Below are 17,999 nucleotides of genomic sequence, written 5' to 3'. Positions count from 1 at the left end.
CAAACCATTGTCGCGTCTAAAAATAAAATCTCAATTCAAGAAGACAAGAAAGCGCTTTAAAACCAGTAGGCATTTTCGTAAGGTTCGCTTGATGTACCAAGATGAGGCTGGTTTCGGTAGAATCAGTAAACTGGGATCTTGTTGGGCTCCAATGGGAGTAGGTCCACATGTCCATAGTCACCATATACGAGAATTTTGCTATTGTTATGGAGCTGTTGATGCCCATATTGGAAGATATCATGAATCAACTTCAAGATGTTATACAAGGACTGGAGAAGGAGGTGATAAAGTCCATCGTTAATCGGAGATGGAATAGAATGCTTTTTGAAAGCAGATGAGTATTAGATTATGAAGCAGAGCTGGAAGACGCTGAGATTTTAGGAAAGTTTTGGAATAAGGAAGGTTACTATATTATAGTTTATAACAATGCTAAAAAAGCCCCTGAACTGTTCAAGGTAGAGTTCTCTGAGTGGAAGCGTATGCATATAGGGGAGACATATTAGACAGCGTTAGGGGGATACACTTACTTTTAAGTATCAAAAAAATGAGCACTTCCGTAATTGGAAATGCTTGTTTTTTGATATGTTTAGACTCTTATACTCAATGAAAATCAAAGAGCAAACTAGGAAACTAGGAAACTAGCCGCAGGTTGTTCAAAGCACTGCTTTGAGGTTGTAGATAAGACTGACGAAGTCAGTTACATATATCTACGGCAAGTCGACGTTGACGTGGTTTGAAGAGATTTTCGAAGAGTATTAGTCTTTATTTTCGTATGGCAAGATCAAGTTCAAGATGATTCCTGTCATGGCTGAAAGAGCAGTACCTGAAAGTGTAACTGGACCAAGTTTAAGGACAGCTCCTCCAAGTCCAAGAACCAACATAGCACTTGCGATGATGAGGTTTCGCATTTGAGCGAAATCAACACGTTCTTTAATCAAGACTTTCAAACCATTGCTGGCGATAACCCCATAGAGAAGGATTGACATACCACCAAGTACAGCGTTTGGAATAGTTGAAATCAAGGCAGTGAATTTACCAAGGAAGCTGAGGGCAATCGCGATGAAGGCAGCGTTACGGATAACTGAGACAGAAGCGATACGAGTCATACCGATAACCCCTGTATTTTCTCCGTAAGTTGTATTGGCTGGTCCACCAAGGAAGGCAGAAACAGAAGTTGCGATACCGTCACCAAGAAGAGTACGGTGGAGACCTGGTTCTTTTAAGAATTGACGGTCACAGATTTGACCCAAAACAGTATGGTCTCCGATATGTTCAGAAATTGTTACGATAGCGATTGGCAAGATAGCGATGGCTTCTGGACCAAAGTAAAGATTGTATTCTTTAAAGGCACCACCTGTGTTAAATGGCAAGTAGAAACCAGGAATTTCAAACCAGTTAGCTTTAAGAACTGGTGTAAAGTCAACCAAGCCAAGAGTTAGTGCGAAGAGGTAACCACCGATAATGGCAAAGAGAAATGGAATGATTCGTAGGAATCCTTTTCCCTTTGTATTGATAAAGGCAGCAATCAAGAAAGTAACAACTGCTACAAGAGCATTTTTCCAATTCCCATCAGCTACAAGACCAGCGTTGGTAACAGCTGAACCTGCAAGTCCAAGACCGATAACGATGATCATAGGTCCGATGATGATTGGTGGCAAGAGTTTATCAATCCATTTTGTTCCTACAAATCGGATGCTGGTAGCAACAAGGACATAGACCAAACCAGTCAAGATAACCCCTGTTTGAGCAGCAGATACATCCCCACCCATTTCTTTCATAGCCAGTGACATAGCTGTGATAAAAGCAAATGAAGAACCTAGATAAACTGGAACTTTAAAACCAGTTGAAATCATGTAGATGAGTGTTCCAACACCTGAAGCAAAAAGGGCAACAGATACAGGCATTCCCAAAATCAAGGGTACCAAGATGGTCGCACCAAACATGGCGAAAACGTGTTGGAAGCTAAGGAGAATTCCTTTTCCAGCCGAAGGACGTTGGTCAACGTCTAGTAACAAATCAACAGTTGATTCTTGTTTCATATAAACCTCACTTTTGGGCATCAAAAAAGAGCCCATTATTTTACAGCAATAGGCCCTCAGAGTAAGACTTCTCTAAAATCTAAACTTTAAAGAGTTTCAAGTATTTCTGTGTCTTCGTCACCTCACGGGATGACATTAAAAACCTTTGCTTAGGATAGTATAGCAGAAAAAAATGATTTTGTAAATCATTTTTTCCCGAGCCTAAAAATAAGAGAGCGAGGTTGATTTTGTAAATCATTTTTTCCCGAGCCTAAAAATAAGAGAGCGAGGTTGATTTTGTAAATCATTTTTTCCCGAGCCTAAAAATAAAAGAGCGAGGTTGATTTTGTAAATATTTTTTTACTAAAAAGATTAAAGTGGGCGTTTATTTGGCATACCAGCCTTACGTGGATATTTATTTGGCGTTTCTTTTTTCTTTTCTACAACTGTCATATAACGCGGATCTCCATTTGGTAGGGCGTAGCTGAGATTGTCTTCGACTTTACTGAAGAGGAGGTTGAGGGCATTCTTAGCTTCTAATAATTCCTCAGGGGCATTGCTGGCCTTGAGTGCCAATAGTTTTCCGCCAACTTTAAGGTAAGGAATTGTCAATTCAGATAAAACCTGCATGCGGGCAACCGCACGAGCTGTTACAAAATCATATTGAGCACGGAAGTTCTTGTCTTGGGCAAAATCTTCGGCACGTCCGTGGTAGAAATGAACTCCGTTCAAATCCAATTCTTGAGCCAAAAGTTGCAGGAAGTTGATACGTTTATTGAGCGAATCAATGATGGTCACATCTAACTGAGGATAGAGGATTTTCATCGGCAGACTAGGAAATCCTGCCCCAGCTCCAATATCAAGCAATTTGATAGTTTCATTGGGAATCAAGCCTTGAAGAATGGGTGCAATCGAATCGTAAAAATGTTTGAGATAAACTTCTTCCTTGTCCGTAATAGCTGTTAAATTAATCTTTTCATTCCACTCAACCAAGAGTTCAAAATAACGATCAAATTGTTTTTTTTGCTGGTCCGAAAGTGGAAGATTTTGCTCGGCAAGCAAGTTGTAAAATGTTTCTGGTTTCATAGTTATTTCCTTCTTTAGTATCATCTTATTTTACCACAATCATTAAAAATTTGATATACTGGTACTAATCTAAAAGCAGAAAGGACTTATATCATGACTTGGATTATTCTTGGAGTTTTAGCTCTTATTGTTATTTTTGTGATTGTTAGCTATAACGGTTTGGTTAAAAATCGTATGCAAACAAAGGAGGCTTGGAGCCAGATTGATGTTCAGTTGAAACGTCGAAATGACCTCTTGCCAAACTTGATTGAGACTGTAAAAGGTTATGCTAAATATGAAGGTTCTACCCTTGAAAAGGTGGCAGAACTGCGTAACCAAGTGGCAGCAGCGACTTCACCAGCAGAAGCTATGAAAGCTAGTGATGCCCTCACTCGTCAGGTTGCAGGTATTTTTGCAGTTGCAGAAAGCTATCCAGATTTGAAGGCAAGCGCCAACTTTGTTAAATTGCAAGAGGAGTTGACAAACACAGAAAATAAAATTTCTTACTCTCGTCAACTCTACAACAGTGTTGTCAGCAACTACAATGTAAAATTAGAGACTTTCCCAAGCAACATTATCGCTGGAATGTTTGGATTTAAAGCAGCAGATTTCCTTCAAACACCAGAAGAGGAAAAGGCAGTTCCTAAGGTTGATTTTAGCGGTTTAGGTGACTAAGATGCTGTTTGATCAAATTGCAAGCAATAAACGAAAAACCTGGATTTTATTGCTGGTATTTTTCCTACTCTTAGCTCTTGTTGGTTATGCGGTTGGTTACCTCTTTATGCGGTCTGGGATTGGTGGTTTGGTTATCGCACTGATTATCGGCTTTATCTATGCCTTGTCCATGATTTTTCAATCAACAGAGATTGTCATGTCCATGAACGGGGCGCGTGAGATTGATGAACAAACGGCACCAGATTTCTACCACGTAGTGGAAGATATGGCTATGGTCGCTCAGATTCCTATGCCCCGTGTTTTCATCATTGATGATCCAGCCTTAAATGCCTTTGCGACAGGTTCTAACCCTCAAAATGCGGCGGTTGCTGCGACTTCAGGTCTACTAGCTATCATGAATCGTGAAGAACTAGAAGCTGTTATGGGACATGAAGTCAGTCATATTCGTAATTATGATATCCGTATTTCGACTATTGCAGTTGCCCTTGCTAGTGCTATCACCATGCTTTCTGGTATGGCAGGTCGTATGATGTGGTGGGGTGGAGCAGGTCGCAGACGAAGTGATGATGACCGAGATGGAAATGGTCTTGAAATCATTATGCTAGTGGTTTCCCTACTAGCTATTGTACTGGCACCTCTCGCTGCAACCTTGGTTCAGCTCGCTATTTCTCGTCAGAGGGAATTTCTGGCAGATGCATCTAGTGTCGAGCTGACTCGCAATCCCCAGGGAATGATTAATGCCCTAGATAAGTTGGACAATAGCAAACCTATGAGTCGCCACGTCGATGATGCTAGCAGTGCACTTTATATCAATGATCCTAAGAAAGGGGGAGGGTTCAAAAAACTCTTTTATACCCACCCACCTATCTCAGAACGGATTGAACGTTTAAAACATATGTAAAATGAAGGCTGGAAAAAGTCTTTAAAATCTGAAAAACGCATAATATCAGGTGTGAAAACTTGATATTATGCGTTTTATTATGGGAAGATTTACTTCTTTTTCTCCTAAAATTGTGTTTTTGCCCCACATATTTGCGATGTTGAAAATTTATAAATCTTGAAAATTAACTACCTCCAAACCGTGTTCTGTTAAGCGGTAGATGCTTGAACAGATCTCTTTTAAGAAACAACGGTCATGCGAAACAGTGATGAGACCACCAGGATAAGTGGCAAAGAGTTTTCTAATTTCGGGTTGAGAAGTTGGAGAAAAGTTTCGTGTGGGTTCATCTAGCAGGAGAAAGTTTGGTTTGCGCAAGACTAAATCCAAAAGCAGGAGTTTTCCTTGTTGTCCGCCAGATAAGAAGCGAATTTGATGCTGCATTTCTGGATAACTGAAATTGAGACTGGCTAAGTGAGATTGGATTTTTTGTAGTTCCTCTTTTTCCCCAGTTTTACTTAGATAGGCTATTGGTGATAAATCCAATTGCAGTTTTTGCTGGTAATCTTGTGGCATATAACCAAGCGAAATCTCTCTTTTAGCATTAAAAAGTTGCTGTAACTTGGCTAATAGGGTCGATTTTCCAATACCATTTGGCCCTATAATACCGATTTTTTCTTGGCCACGGACAGTTAATTGTAGTTCTTGCACCAAAATTCGCTCGCCAATGGATAAATTTTCTTTTTCCAGTTGGATTAAGACTTTAGAAGTAGGTAATGGCTGTATATCTGAGAAGAAAAGTCTGATTTCTTCCTCTTCAAGTGGCTTTTGGGTCATGGCCTGAGCTGCTCTTTCGTAGCGTTTTTCTTGTGAGAGGACAGTTTTCATCTTTTTAGCCAATAGGCGACCGGCAGTACTGTCTTTGGTAGCTCGAAGAGCAGTTTCTACATTTTGTTTAACTCGTTGATGTTTTTCCATGGTTTTATCGTAGGCTCTTTGGTCGTTGGCTGCTTGCTGGGTTTGTCTGGCAAAATTAGCCTTTCTCTGCTCACTATAACTATCATAGTCTAAATGCTCTACTAGTGTTTCTGCTTCTTTACGGTGCTTGACCAGTCGCAAGTGAACAATAGTGTCTGTCGTTTCAGAAAGAAAGTCCTCATCATGGGAAATGAAAATAACGGTTTGCCGAATCTTGCGCATTTGACCTTTTAGCCAATCAACCGTCTCAAGATCCAAGTCATTTGAAGGTTCATCTAAAAATAGAATCTCAAAAGGTTTGGCTAACTCATGGATGAGCTGAATTTTCAAAGCTTCACCCCCTGATAGACTACCAATCTCTTGGTCGCTTGCGAAACGATTGCTATCAAAATGCAATTCCTCAGCTAAACGATAGAGGACACTGTAATCTAAATCAATAGTATCTAAAAAGAAGTAGTCGTGTAGAGTTCTATTTTTCAGGTCCTCAGGAAGTTTTTGAGGAATGTAGGCTATTGATTGATAATCAGATTGAATGTCTCCCCCGATAGTGAAATCAGGCAAAGTTTCCCCCATTAAAATTTTAAGTAAGGTGGATTTGCCATTTCCTTCTTCACCAATAATAGCGACCTTTTCCCTGTCTTGGATGGTCATGCTGAGGTCAGAGACAAGGTCTCGTAAATCTTTGTTTTGTGTGATGGTCAGGTGATTGATTTTTATCATATGATTGCCCTTTCTAGAATGTTGATACTACATAACAAAAAGCTCTACTTTACCTAGTAGAGCCCAAAGTCTATGTCAAAAAAACTCTATTAATACTCTTCGAAAATCTCTTCAAACCACGTCAGCGTCGCCTTACCGTATATATGTGACTGACTTCGTCAGTCTTATCTACAACCTCAAAACAGTGTTTTGAGCAACCTACGGCTAGCTTCCTAGTTTGCTCTTTGATTTTCATTGAGTATAAAATGCCAGAAAAAGAGCATAAAAGAGTACACAAAAAGAGACAAAAACAAGATCTACTAAATAAAGGTTTTTTATTTGATAGGCTTAGTTGTTCATGTCTCCCTTACCTCCGAGTATTGGTATCTTTATACTATACTTTTAAGGAAATTTTGTCAACAGAAAACTGGAAATTCCAAGCTCTAAAATACGAGTGATAAGCATTAGTACCGAGTTCTTTGTCTTCCATAGGGGCATCCTCCTTGCTCTGATGTAGTATAGCAATAAAAAAACAAAAATGTCATAGTAAAAATGTTAAAAAATCGAATGTCAATTACAAAGTTTGGTGGGCTGATTTGTAGCCTTTTCATGGTATAATCAAGAGAGTAAATCTTTATGGAGGAAGTATGAAATTAAATATTCAAGAAATTCGTAAGCAGTCTGAAGGCTTGCATTTTGAACAAACCTTAGACTTAGCCGCAGACCTGCGTGCACGTAATCAAGAAATTTTAGATGTAAAAGATATCCTTGCGGTTGGGAAAGTCCAATACGAAGACCGTATGTATTTCTTAGATTATCAACTATCTTATACCATTGTTCTTGCTTCAAGTCGTAGTATGGAGCCAGTTGAGTTAGTTGAATCTTATCCAGTCACGGAAGTTTTCATGGAAGGCGCAACCAACCAGCTAAATCAAGAAGTTTTAGACGATGACTTGGTCCTGCCTATCGAAAATGGAGAACTTGACCTTGCTGAGAGCGTGTCAGACAATATCCTACTAAACATTCCTATCAAGGTCTTGACGGCTGAAGAAGAAGCTGGCCAAGGATTTGTTTCAGGAAATGACTGGCAAATCATGACAGAAGAAGAATACCAAGCTCAACAAGCAGTTAAGAAAGAAGAAAACAGTCCTTTTGCTGGTTTACAAGGACTATTTGATGGAGACGAATAATGGTTTTGTCAAAAAAACGAGCACGAAAGGTGCTAGAAGAAATCATTGCTCTTTTTCCAGATGCCAAGCCCAGTCTTGATTTCACTAATCATTTTGAACTCTTGGTTGCGGTCATGTTGTCAGCCCAGACGACGGATGCAGCGGTAAATAAGGCTACGCCAGGCCTCTTTGCTGCCTTTCCAACGCCACAAGCCATGTCTGTTGCAACAGAGAGTGAGATTGCTTCACACATTTCTCGACTGGGACTGTATCGAAATAAGGCTAAATTCCTTAAAAAATGTGCCCAACAGTTACTAGACGATTTTGATGGTCAAGTCCCTCAAACACGTGAGGAATTGGAGAGTTTGGCAGGTGTTGGTCGCAAGACAGCCAATGTTGTTATGAGTGTAGGATTTGGGATTCCAGCCTTTGCAGTGGATACTCATGTGGAGCGTATTTGCAAACACCACGATATCGTCAAAAAATCAGCGACACCACTTGAGGTGGAAAAGCGGGTCATGGATATCTTGCCGCCTGAGCAGTGGTTAGCAGCTCATCAGGCCATGATTTATTTTGGAAGAGCCATTTGTCATCCTAAAAATCCAGAGTGTGACCAGTACCCACAGTTATATGATTTTAGCAATTTGTAAGATGGAAAATCGAAAGTTTTTGCTTGATTTTAAGCTTACTTTGTGCTATAGTAATTGATAACTAAATATTCCTTTAAACTTGTCCCGTGAGGCAGGCAAGGAGCGCGATAAAGTAGAAGGGTGAAGTCTATACTGTGTGCAGTAGGGCTTGCTTAGCTATACATTTCAAGTCTCCTTGTTTAAGGAGACTTTTCTTTTTGGAGGTTTGTCATGAAGACAAAAGAAGTTGTAGACGAATTGACCGTCAAACGAGCGATTACGCGTATTACTTATGAGATTATTGAACGCAACAAAGATTTGAATAAAATCGTCTTGGCTGGTATTAAAACTCGCGGTGTCTTTATCGCCCATCGTATCCAAGAACGTTTGGAGCAACTAGAAAACCTTTCAGTTCCGGTTGTGGAATTGGATACTAAACCCTTCCGTGATGATGTTAAAAGTGGAGAAGATACTTCTTTGGTTTCTGTCGATGTGACAGACCGCGAAGTTATCTTGGTGGACGATGTGCTTTATACAGGTCGTACCATCCGTGCTGCTATTGATAATATTGTAGGTCATGGTCGTCCTGCGCGCGTAAGTTTAGCAGTTCTAGTCGATCGTGGACATAGAGAATTGCCAATCCGTCCAGATTACGTTGGAAAAAATATCCCAACCAGTCGTTCTGAAGAAATCATCGTAGAGATGGCAGAACTTGATGGTCAAGACAGAGTTCTGATTACTGAAGAAGCTTAGAAAGCTAAAGGAGTGGCCATGTCAGAAAATCAACAAGCATTGAACCATGTGGTGTCCATGGAAGACCTCACTGTCGATCAAGTGATGAAATTGATCAAACGAGGGATTGAGTTTAAAAACGGAGCTCAGCTTCCTTATGAAAACCACCCGATTGTTTCCAATCTTTTCTTTGAGGATTCTACACGGACGCATAAGTCCTTTGAAGTGGCAGAGATTAAACTGGGGCTGGAACGACTTGACTTTGATGTGAAGACTAGTTCAGTCAATAAGGGTGAGACACTTTATGATACCATTTTGACTCTGTCTGCTTTAGGAGTGGATGTCTGTGTGATTCGCCACCCTGAGGTTGACTACTACAGAGAGTTAATTGCTAGTCCCACGATTACGACTTCCATCATCAATGGTGGAGATGGTTCGGGACAACATCCTAGCCAGAGCTTGCTGGATTTGATGACTATTTATGAGGAATTTGGTCATTTTGAGGGTCTCAAGGTTGCGATTGCAGGTGACTTGGACCACTCCCGCGTTGCCAAATCCAATATGCAGATTTTGAAACGCTTAGGTGCAGAACTTTATTTTGCTGGACCTGAGGAATGGAGAAGTCAAGAGTTTGCAGACTATGGACAGTTTGTAACCATTGATGAAATCATTGATCAGGTGGATGTCATGATGTTTCTCCGTGTGCAACATGAACGCCATGATAGCGGAGCAGTCTTTTCAAAAGAAGACTACCATGCCCAACATGGCTTGACTCAAGAACGTTATGACCGTTTGAAAGAAACAGCAATTCTTATGCATCCAGCTCCAGTCAATCGCGATGTGGAAATCGCAGATCACTTGGTTGAAGCACCAAAATCACGGATTGTCCAACAAATGACCAATGGTGTCTTTGTTCGAATGGCAGTCTTAGAATCCGTACTGGCGAGTAGAAACGCCAACTAAAACACAAGACGTTAAAAGACGCCAGTGAGCGTCCACGAGAGGTGAAAATATGACAAAAAGACTTCTAGTATTAGAAGATGGCACAGTTTTTGAAGGCAAGGCCTTCGGAGCAGATATTGATGTAACAGGTGAAATTGTCTTTAATACAGGGATGACTGGCTACCAAGAATCCATTACAGACCAGTCTTATAATGGACAAATCTTGACCTTTACTTATCCTTTGGTGGGAAATTATGGAATTAACCGTGATGATTACGAATCCATTATTCCAACTTGTAAGGGAGTTGTTGTTTTCGAAGAAGCACGTAGAGCTAGTAACTGGCGCAACCAAATGACCTTGGATGAATTTTTGAAAGCCAAGAAAATTCCGGGTATTTCAGAGATTGATACACGTGCTCTTACCAAGATTATCCGTAAGCATGGTACGATGCGTGCAACCTTGACCCATGTTGGGGACAGTATGGACCATGTGACGGACCAGCTCCAAGCAACAGTCTTGCCGACAGACAATATCAAGCAGGTTTCTACTAAAACTTCGTATCCAGCTCCAGGAGTTGGTTTGAGCGTAGTGCTAGTGGACTTTGGTCTCAAGCACTCAATCTTACGTGAACTCTCTAAGCGCAACTGTAACGTGACAGTCGTTCCTTATTCAACAACGGCTGAAGAAATTCTCCATCTCAACCCTGACGGAGTTATGTTGTCAAATGGACCGGGAAATCCAGAAGATGTTCCCCAAGCACTGGATATGATTCGTGGTGTACAAGGAAAAATTCCAATTTTTGGTATTTGTATGGGGCACCAACTCTTTGCTATGGCAAACGGGGCTAAGACTTACAAGATGAAGTTTGGTCACCGTGGATTCAACCATGCGGTACGTGAAATTGCTACAGGACGTGTGGATTTTACAAGTCAAAACCATGGCTATGCAGTTAGCCGTGAGGATTTGCCAGAACACTTGATTATCACCCACGAAGAAATCAATGACAAGTCAGTTGAAGGTGTGCGTCACAGATACCAACCTGCTTTCTCTGTCCAATACCATCCAGATGCAGCTCCTGGTCCACACGACGCAAGCTACCTATTCGACGAGTTTATCGAGATGATGGAAGCTTTTAAACAATCAAACTAAGAACGAGTAAAAGCTCGTCGGAGAATTTATTTAATGTCGCCCTGAGAGGCGACGAATAGAAAGGCAGGTCGTTTCTTTTAGTCGCTATCAGGCGAACTAAAAACTCCCTGCACTAGATTTTTTACCGAAAAATATCGTTTCGCTAAAAAATCGTCGGAGAATTTATTTAATGTCGCTCAGTGAGGCGACGAATAGAAAGGAGAAGATACATTGTTCGCGGAAGTGAACACGCCCTAAGAACTGTGTGAAAAAGATAAACATCGTCTTGACGCTGAAGGCGTCTGCACCGAGTTTCCTATTTTCACTGTGTTCTTTACGGGCTTTGTATCATAAACTATGCCTAAACGTACTGATATTCAAAAAATTATGGTGATTGGTTCTGGTCCGATTATTATTGGTCAGGCTGCTGAGTTTGACTACGCTGGGACCCAGGCTTGCTTGTCTTTGAAAGAGGAAGGTTATGAGGTGGTTTTGGTTAATTCAAACCCTGCAACCATCATGACGGACAAGGAGATTGCGGACAAGGTTTATATTGAACCGATTACACTTGAGTTTGTGACACGTATTCTTCGTAAGGAGCGTCCAGATGCCTTGCTACCAACACTCGGTGGTCAAACAGGGCTTAATATGGCCATGGAATTGTCTAAAAATGGTATCCTAGATGAGCTTGGTGTTGAACTTCTGGGTACTAAACTATCTGCCATTGATCAAGCGGAGGACCGTGACCTCTTTAAACAATTGATGGAAGAGCTCAACCAACCAATTCCAGAATCTGAAATTGTCAACACAGTCGAAGAAGCTGTTGCCTTTGCAGCGACAATTGGTTACCCAGTTATCGTTCGTCCAGCCTTTACCCTTGGTGGTACTGGTGGTGGTATGTGTGCCAACGAGGAAGAATTGCGTGAAATCGCTGAAAATGGTTTGAAATTATCACCTGTGACCCAATGTTTGATTGAGCGTTCGATTGCAGGTTTCAAGGAAATCGAATACGAAGTGATGCGTGACTCAGCTGACAATGCTTTGGTTGTTTGTAACATGGAAAACTTTGACCCAGTCGGAATTCACACAGGAGATTCCATTGTATTTGCTCCTGCGCAAACCATGTCAGACTATGAAAACCAAATGCTACGTGACGCGAGCTTGAGCATCATTCGTGCCCTTAAGATTGAAGGGGGATGTAACGTTCAGCTGGCCCTTGATCCACACAGTTTCAAGTATTATGTCATCGAAGTAAACCCTCGTGTGTCGCGTTCTTCAGCCCTAGCATCTAAGGCGACAGGGTATCCGATTGCAAAATTGGCTGCTAAGATTGCAGTAGGTTTGACCTTGGATGAGGTCATCAACCCAGTTACAGGTTCAACCTATGCCATGTTTGAACCAGCCCTTGACTACGTGGTTGCCAAGATTCCTCGTTTCCCATTTGACAAGTTTGAAAAGGGTGAACGCCGTCTTGGTACCCAGATGAAGGCGACTGGGGAAGTAATGGCGATTGGTCGTAACATCGAAGAATCTCTCCTTAAAGCTTGTCGCTCCCTTGAAATTGGGGTGCACCACAATGAAATGCCTGAACTTGCAGCAGTTTCTGATGATTCCTTGATTGAAAAAGTAGTCAAAGCACAAGATGACCGCCTCTTCTACGTATCAGAAGTCATTCGCCGTGGCTACACACCAGAAGAAATTGCTGAATTGACTAAGATTGATATATTCTATCTTGATAAACTCTTGCATATCTTTGAAATTGAGCAAGAATTGGGTGCCCAGCCACAAGATCTAGATGTTTTGAAAACTGCCAAACTCAATGGTTTCTCAGACCGTAAGATTGCTGAACTATGGGAAACGACTGCAGACCAAGTCCGTCAGCTTCGTTTGGAAAACAAGATTGTCCCAGTCTACAAGATGGTAGATACTTGTGCGGCAGAATTTGACTCTGAAACACCATACTTCTATTCAACCTATGGTTGGGAAAATGAGTCTATCAAGTCTGATAAAGAATCTGTACTTGTCCTAGGTTCTGGTCCAATCCGTATCGGTCAAGGGGTCGAATTTGACTATGCAACGGTTCACTCAGTTAAGGCTATCCAGGCAGCTGGTTATGAAGCTATCATCATGAACTCAAATCCAGAGACTGTTTCAACAGACTTCTCGGTATCAGACAAGCTTTACTTTGAGCCATTGACATTCGAAGATGTTATGAATGTCATCGACTTGGAGCAACCAAAAGGGGTTATCGTTCAGTTCGGTGGTCAAACAGCTATCAACCTTGCGGAGCCATTGGCAAAAGCAGGTGTGACCATCCTTGGTACACAGGTCGCTGACCTAGACCGTGCTGAAGACCGTGACCTCTTCGAGCAAGCTCTCAAAGAATTGGACATTCCACAGCCACCAGGACAAACGGCTACCAATGAAGAAGAAGCAGTTCTTGCAGCACGTAAGATTGGTTTCCCAGTCCTTGTTCGCCCATCTTATGTACTTGGTGGACGCGCCATGGAAATCGTAGAAAATGAAGAAGATCTTCGTTCTTACATGCGTACAGCGGTTAAGGCTAGTCCAGACCACCCAGTTCTTGTCGATTCTTATATCGTTGGTCAGGAGTGCGAAGTTGATGCCATTTCAGATGGTGAAAATGTCCTTATCCCAGGTATCATGGAGCATATCGAACGTGCTGGTGTCCACTCAGGTGACTCAATGGCTGTTTACCCTCCGCAAACCTTGTCTCAAAAGGTGCAGGAAACCATCGCAGACTACACCAAACGCCTAGCAATCGGCCTCAACTGTCTTGGAATGATGAACATTCAGTTTGTTATCAAGGATGAAAAAGTCTACGTTATTGAGGTCAATCCACGTGCCAGCCGTACCGTTCCATTCCTTTCTAAGGTAACTAATATTCCTATGGCTCAAGTAGCGACCAAGCTCATTCTTGGTCAAAACCTTGAAGAACTTGGCTACCAAGATGGACTTTACCCTGAAAGCACTCGCGTTCATATCAAGGCACCTGTCTTCTCCTTTACCAAACTAGCTAAGGTAGACAGCTTACTTGGTCCTGAAATGAAGTCAACAGGGGAAGTTATGGGTTCTGATACTACTTTGGAAAAAGCTCTCTATAAAGCTTTTGAAGCTTCTTACCTCCACTTGCCAACCTTTGGAAATGTTGTATTTACCATCGCTGATGATGCCAAAGAAGAAGCCTTGGACTTGGCTCGTCGTTTTCAAAATATTGGCTATGGAATCCTCGCGACAGAAGGGACAGCAGCCTTCTTTGCCAGTCATGGATTACATGCTCAGCCTGTTGGTAAGATTGGTGATGACGATAAGGATATTCCAAACTTTGTTCGTAAAGGAAGAATTCAAGCTATCATTAACACAGTTGGAACAAAACGAACTGCTGACGAAGATGGTGAGCAAATCCGCCGTTCAGCCATTGAACACGGGGTGCCCCTCTTCACAGCGCTAGATACAGCTAATGCCATGCTTAAGGTACTTGAAAGTCGTAGCTTTGTTACAGAAGCGATTTAAATAGAAAAATAAGATATAGCAGACTGAATTTAGAACAGTACACAGGAATACTAAAATATTTCTAGAAATTAATTTGAATTTTCTAATTGATTTGTTCGTATCTTATTTCAATCTACTATAGAAAAAAGTCTTTAAAATTATAAAACGCATAATATCAGGTGTTGAAAACCTTGATATTATGCGTTTTATTGTAGGAATATTTACTTCATTTTCTACTAAAATTATGTTTTTGAATAACCTCTATCTTAGTAGTTTGTATGGTCGCCCTCAATCAGTTTTTACGATAAGCTTTAATGCTATGACTATACCATTCTTGCATTTCTTTTGATGGTGGTGTCATATAATCCCCATACATCTGGGTTAAAAATTGGTCATATTTTTTTGGCACAGGCAACATACGACCTTCAAACTCAGTCAAAATCAGTTCTTTAAAGGTATCAACTGGGAAGATTTCTTTCATCCCTTCCTTACCGATCCCAATTCCTCCTTCATATTGAGGAGAGTTGGTTGTAGCATTTTTGACTAGCTGATCAATTTTCTTGTAAAAGTAACGGGGATTGACAAATCTGAGGGCGTACCAGCTACATAATCTTAGAAAATCTTTTAATTTGCTATCACCGTGAACTGCGCGTGATTTTTTGATATAAGCTAGTTGACGAAGAGCCACATACTTATAGCTCTTGTCGACAATGCTCAAGTCTGTAAATCGATCAATTGGGAAGACATCGATGAAAAGGCTGGTATCATGACGCTTGTACTTAACATGGTCTTCTATAACAGTAGAAGTGTCCAAAATCGATGCGAAATTATGGAAGTACCAAGAAGATGTATCGTAGGAAAGAACCTTGTAGCGAGGGTGATTTTCTTCTTCAATAATCTTCAGTAAACGCTCATAATCCTCACGATAAAGGGAAATATCAATATCATCATCCCAAGGAATCATACCTTTGTGGCGGATGGCTCCAAGCATGGTTCCATAACTGAGAAAATAAGGAATATCATGTTTCTTACAAGTCTCATCAATATAGTCTAGCAGAGCTAGTTGAATTTCTTTAATTTCTTTTTTTTCTAAATATTGCATCCTAATCCTCCAATTTATAAGCGTGAAATTCATGACTGTAGAAGCGTTTTTCTGCTGGTGGTAGGGTCATATAATCTCCATAAAATTGTGTCAAAATAGTATCAAATTTTTCAGGTGCTGGAAGGCTTAAATTTTCAAAGGGTAAATCAATTATTTTATCGAAGGTACCACTTGGGAAGACTTCCTTTTCCTTAAATTTAGAAGGGATAAAAGCCATATACTGACCATTTTCACGACTATATTTTTGAATTTCTTTCTCGATTTTATGTGCGAAATAACGAGGAGAAACCGGTCGAAGGAGCAACCAAAAGGCTGTTCGTATCCAATCTTTTAAAAGGCTATCCTTATAGACAATATTTTTATGTTTACTGAAAGACAGCAGTTTGAAGCTTTCCAGTTTATAACAAGTATCAATGACCTTAGGATCATCAAAGCGATCTATAGGGAAAATATCGATAAAGATACCAGACTCATAGGTTTTTGTATTTCGAGTATCAATAATTTTAGTCGTACTGTCGGTTATCTTGATAAAGTTGTTAAAGTAGTTCTTATCAGTTTCTAAGGAAAGGAGCTTATACTTGCTTTTTTCCTTTTGAAAAATGTTAATAAATCGTTGGTAGTCTTCTCTAGGCATGGACAGATCAATATCGTCGTCCCAAGGAATAAAGCCTTGATGTCGAACCGCCCCAATCAGAGTACCGTAGTTAATAATATAGTTGATATTGTGCTTTTTACAGAGAGTATCAATATAATCCAAAATTTCTAATTCAATTTGTTTGGCATCTTCAATGGTTAGTTGTTTCATTTTAAACTCCTATGATCTTTTGAATTTATTTTTTAAGGCTAGGACATGGTTTAAAAATTCATAGAAAATGCTATCTTTTGTGAAGACAAGTAGACCAATATAAGAGATAGCTGATAGCAAGACAATCAAACCAGTATTCATCAAAAATGGCAAATTAATGACCATATCCACAGGATACAAGAAATTGATCAGGAAATAAATTCCTACGAAAGAAAGTGAAAAGAGAGAGTATCGAACAGTATAGCTAAAGATATGTCCCAAGTGAATAAGTTGTTTTCTATGGATGAAAATGATATAGAAAACAAGTAGAGAGGCCTCTGATAACATAGTTGTCAGTAAGTAGTATTCAGGAGCCACGATATGGTTGAAAAAGAGGAGACTATTTAAGCCCAAATTGAGTAGCCCAGCAAAGACTGTATAGACTGTGATACGTTTTTCATAGCCATTGGTAAAGAGAATTTGGGAACCAAGAATGGTATCTAAGGCCAGGATAATCGTACGAAAAGCGAAGAGAGAGGTCAAGATGCCACCTCCGATATATTTTTCACTACCGTAAAGTAGGATGGCATTTGGTCCTAAAACCATGAGTCCAAAGCTCAGTGGAATGATAAAGAAGTTAAAGATTCGACTACCTCTATTAACCAGAGAAACATAGGCTTCCTTATCGCCTTTTCCTAGATAGTAACTAAGACGAGGCACACTCACTCCGATAGCTCCTGTTACAACACCAGCAATAACGGTCACAATTCGTTGAGCTATGGTGTAGTAACTAACGTTGACATCAATCCCTGTTTTAACGAGGAAGAGACGATCCAAAAAAGTGAAGAGCATATTGGCATTAGCAAAGACCAACATGGCTGTCAGAGGGAGAAAGAGCGGTTTAAAATCACTGATGTGAATTTTAACAAGCTTAATGTCTCTTTTAATCCAAAAATAACTAATCAGATAGTTAATCAGTGTCGATAAACTCATCACAAGTGTATAGACAACAATATCGTGTTCATTTTTGACAAACAGGAAAATAGAGACCAGCATCAGGATACGGATGAAGGCAGTTTTGTAAAAGAGAAAACTATAATTTTCCAGAGCTTCATTGACCCATTCGATTGAAAAAATCTGGGCAATGAGTTGAATCCCCATAACAAGGTAGACCTTTTTGACGATTGGATTATCTGTAAAGAAGAGAGGATAGGCTAGGATATAGACCGCAGTGGTCAAAATTGTACAAGCTATGCACAAATAAAAAAGACTGGAGAAGGTTCTATTCAGATCTTTTTTGTTATCCTTGACATTACTGATGGCTCGTAAACCGTAGTTATAGACCCCATAAGTCGCAAAGGGTAAGAAAAATGACAAAATAGTGTCGACTGAGTTGAAGTAACCATAGTCAGTTCGGTCCAAGACACGCGCGACGTAGGTTCCAGTTAAGATGGGAAAAATAATATTCAAGACACGAATTCCCATGTAAGATAGAGCATTTAATTTTATACTTTTCATTCAATTTACCTCGTTTTTCATTATATCATAAAGTCAGCTAATAAGAAATGAAGGGCAGTAATACTCTTCGAAAATCAAATTCAAACCACGTCAGCGTCGCCTTACCGTACTCAAGTACAGCTTACGGCTAGCTTCCTAGTTTGCTTTTTGATTATGGCTTCAAGCCAGT

The 17,999-nt window shown here is 40.4% G+C and carries 14 protein-coding genes and 1 pseudogene; 9 read left to right on the top strand and 6 right to left on the bottom strand.

Features of this window, described 5'->3' with window-relative positions:
• Window positions 1–338, top strand: a pseudogene (locus HT729_RS07805) (IS630 family transposase); the annotation flags it as partial.
• A gap of 417 nt (window positions 339–755) precedes the next feature.
• On the opposite strand, the gene HT729_RS07800 reads toward HT729_RS07805, so the two are convergent.
• Together HT729_RS07800 and rsmG are read right to left on the bottom strand one after the other, a co-directional pair.
• Window positions 756–2,039: a solute carrier family 23 protein gene (locus HT729_RS07800; RefSeq protein WP_050208611.1), complete on the bottom strand. Its 1,284-nt coding sequence runs from the start codon at window positions 2,037–2,039 to the stop codon at window positions 756–758.
• Between the two features lie 351 nt (window positions 2,040–2,390).
• The gene (rsmG, locus tag HT729_RS07795; protein WP_023936541.1) at window positions 2,391–3,104 is read right to left on the bottom strand and encodes a 16S rRNA (guanine(527)-N(7))-methyltransferase RsmG; all 714 of its coding nucleotides are present in this window, start codon (window positions 3,102–3,104) and stop codon (window positions 2,391–2,393) included.
• Window positions 3,105–3,197: 93 nt separating this feature from the next.
• Between rsmG and HT729_RS07790 the strand changes: the two genes are divergently transcribed.
• A complete protein-coding gene (locus HT729_RS07790) occupies window positions 3,198–3,758 on the top strand; it encodes a LemA family protein (protein WP_172931867.1) in 561 nt (186 codons plus the stop codon).
• 1 nt (window position 3,759) lies between these two features.
• On the top strand, window positions 3,760–4,659 hold the full coding sequence (gene htpX, locus HT729_RS07785) for a zinc metalloprotease HtpX (RefSeq protein WP_023934415.1): 900 nt from the start codon (window positions 3,760–3,762) through the stop codon (window positions 4,657–4,659).
• Window positions 4,660–4,806: 147 nt separating this feature from the next.
• Here the strand turns inward: htpX and HT729_RS07780 are convergent, their stop codons facing one another.
• Complete coding sequence (locus HT729_RS07780; RefSeq protein ID WP_172931866.1) at window positions 4,807–6,333, bottom strand: ATP-binding cassette domain-containing protein; 1,527 nt, start codon at window positions 6,331–6,333, stop codon at window positions 4,807–4,809.
• A gap of 626 nt (window positions 6,334–6,959) precedes the next feature.
• Between HT729_RS07780 and HT729_RS07775 the strand changes: the two genes are divergently transcribed.
• The 6 genes from HT729_RS07775 to carB all read left to right on the top strand — a co-directional run bounded on the left by HT729_RS07775 (window position 6,960) and on the right by carB (window position 14,447).
• Window positions 6,960–7,502: a DUF177 domain-containing protein gene (locus HT729_RS07775; protein WP_172931865.1), complete on the top strand. Its 543-nt coding sequence runs from the start codon at window positions 6,960–6,962 to the stop codon at window positions 7,500–7,502.
• Entirely contained in the window at window positions 7,502–8,131 is a 630-nt protein-coding gene (gene nth, locus HT729_RS07770) for an endonuclease III (protein ID WP_000244443.1), read from the top strand. Before HT729_RS07775 ends, nth begins: the two co-directional genes overlap by 1 nt.
• Window positions 8,132–8,341: 210 nt before the next feature.
• On the top strand, window positions 8,342–8,863 hold the full coding sequence (pyrR, locus tag HT729_RS07765) for a bifunctional pyr operon transcriptional regulator/uracil phosphoribosyltransferase PyrR (protein WP_000850023.1): 522 nt from the start codon (window positions 8,342–8,344) through the stop codon (window positions 8,861–8,863).
• 18 nt (window positions 8,864–8,881) lie between these two features.
• Complete coding sequence (locus HT729_RS07760) at window positions 8,882–9,805, top strand: aspartate carbamoyltransferase catalytic subunit (protein WP_050110502.1); 924 nt, start codon at window positions 8,882–8,884, stop codon at window positions 9,803–9,805.
• Window positions 9,806–9,854: 49 nt separating this feature from the next.
• Window positions 9,855–10,934, top strand: a complete 1,080-nt coding sequence (locus HT729_RS07755) for a carbamoyl phosphate synthase small subunit (protein ID WP_050110504.1) — start codon at window positions 9,855–9,857, stop codon at window positions 10,932–10,934.
• 336 nt (window positions 10,935–11,270) lie between these two features.
• Window positions 11,271–14,447, top strand: a complete 3,177-nt coding sequence (gene carB / locus HT729_RS07750) for a carbamoyl-phosphate synthase large subunit (protein ID WP_050110506.1) — start codon at window positions 11,271–11,273, stop codon at window positions 14,445–14,447.
• A 271-nt stretch (window positions 14,448–14,718) separates the two neighbouring features.
• On the opposite strand, the gene HT729_RS07745 is transcribed toward carB, so the two are convergent.
• From HT729_RS07745 to tacF, 3 genes are read right to left on the bottom strand one after another with little or no spacing between them, the layout of a single operon-like run.
• Window positions 14,719–15,528, bottom strand: coding sequence for a phosphorylcholine transferase LicD (locus HT729_RS07745; RefSeq protein ID WP_050110509.1), 810 nt, complete (start codon window positions 15,526–15,528; stop codon window positions 14,719–14,721).
• Window position 15,529: 1 nt separating this feature from the next.
• Window positions 15,530–16,333 carry a phosphorylcholine transferase LicD gene (locus HT729_RS07740; RefSeq protein ID WP_000811884.1) on the bottom strand — a complete coding sequence of 268 codons (804 nt, stop codon included), beginning with the start codon at window positions 16,331–16,333 and terminating at the stop codon, window positions 15,530–15,532.
• Between the two features lie 9 nt (window positions 16,334–16,342).
• Complete coding sequence (gene tacF / locus HT729_RS07735) at window positions 16,343–17,830, bottom strand: type IV teichoic acid flippase TacF (RefSeq protein ID WP_000835909.1); 1,488 nt, start codon at window positions 17,828–17,830, stop codon at window positions 16,343–16,345.
• Window positions 17,831–17,999 lie beyond the last annotated feature (169 nt).

The organism is Streptococcus sp. 79, assembly GCF_013277425.1.
In the GTDB taxonomy this organism is placed as follows: domain Bacteria; phylum Bacillota; class Bacilli; order Lactobacillales; family Streptococcaceae; genus Streptococcus; species Streptococcus pseudopneumoniae.
Note: the sequence above shows the minus strand (reverse complement) of the source record. Positions and strands in the feature narration are given on the sequence as shown.

What these genes read in the sequence shown, in the direction of transcription:
- HT729_RS07800 (WP_050208611.1), bottom strand. Translation starts at nt 2,039, where the DNA reads ATGAAACAAGAATCAACTGTTGATTTGTTACTAGACGTTGACCAACGT.
- rsmG (WP_023936541.1), bottom strand. Translation starts at nt 3,104, where the DNA reads ATGAAACCAGAAACATTTTACAACTTGCTTGCCGAGCAAAATCTTCCA.
- HT729_RS07790 (WP_172931867.1), top strand. Translation starts at nt 3,198, where the DNA reads ATGACTTGGATTATTCTTGGAGTTTTAGCTCTTATTGTTATTTTTGTG.
- htpX (WP_023934415.1), top strand. Translation starts at nt 3,760, where the DNA reads ATGCTGTTTGATCAAATTGCAAGCAATAAACGAAAAACCTGGATTTTA.
- HT729_RS07780 (WP_172931866.1), bottom strand. Translation starts at nt 6,333, where the DNA reads ATGATAAAAATCAATCACCTGACCATCACACAAAACAAAGATTTACGA.
- HT729_RS07775 (WP_172931865.1), top strand. Translation starts at nt 6,960, where the DNA reads ATGAAATTAAATATTCAAGAAATTCGTAAGCAGTCTGAAGGCTTGCAT.
- nth (WP_000244443.1), top strand. Translation starts at nt 7,502, where the DNA reads ATGGTTTTGTCAAAAAAACGAGCACGAAAGGTGCTAGAAGAAATCATT.
- pyrR (WP_000850023.1), top strand. Translation starts at nt 8,342, where the DNA reads ATGAAGACAAAAGAAGTTGTAGACGAATTGACCGTCAAACGAGCGATT.
- HT729_RS07760 (WP_050110502.1), top strand. Translation starts at nt 8,882, where the DNA reads ATGTCAGAAAATCAACAAGCATTGAACCATGTGGTGTCCATGGAAGAC.
- HT729_RS07755 (WP_050110504.1), top strand. Translation starts at nt 9,855, where the DNA reads ATGACAAAAAGACTTCTAGTATTAGAAGATGGCACAGTTTTTGAAGGC.
- carB (WP_050110506.1), top strand. Translation starts at nt 11,271, where the DNA reads ATGCCTAAACGTACTGATATTCAAAAAATTATGGTGATTGGTTCTGGT.
- HT729_RS07745 (WP_050110509.1), bottom strand. Translation starts at nt 15,528, where the DNA reads ATGCAATATTTAGAAAAAAAAGAAATTAAAGAAATTCAACTAGCTCTG.
- HT729_RS07740 (WP_000811884.1), bottom strand. Translation starts at nt 16,333, where the DNA reads ATGAAACAACTAACCATTGAAGATGCCAAACAAATTGAATTAGAAATT.
- tacF (WP_000835909.1), bottom strand. Translation starts at nt 17,830, where the DNA reads ATGAAAAGTATAAAATTAAATGCTCTATCTTACATGGGAATTCGTGTC.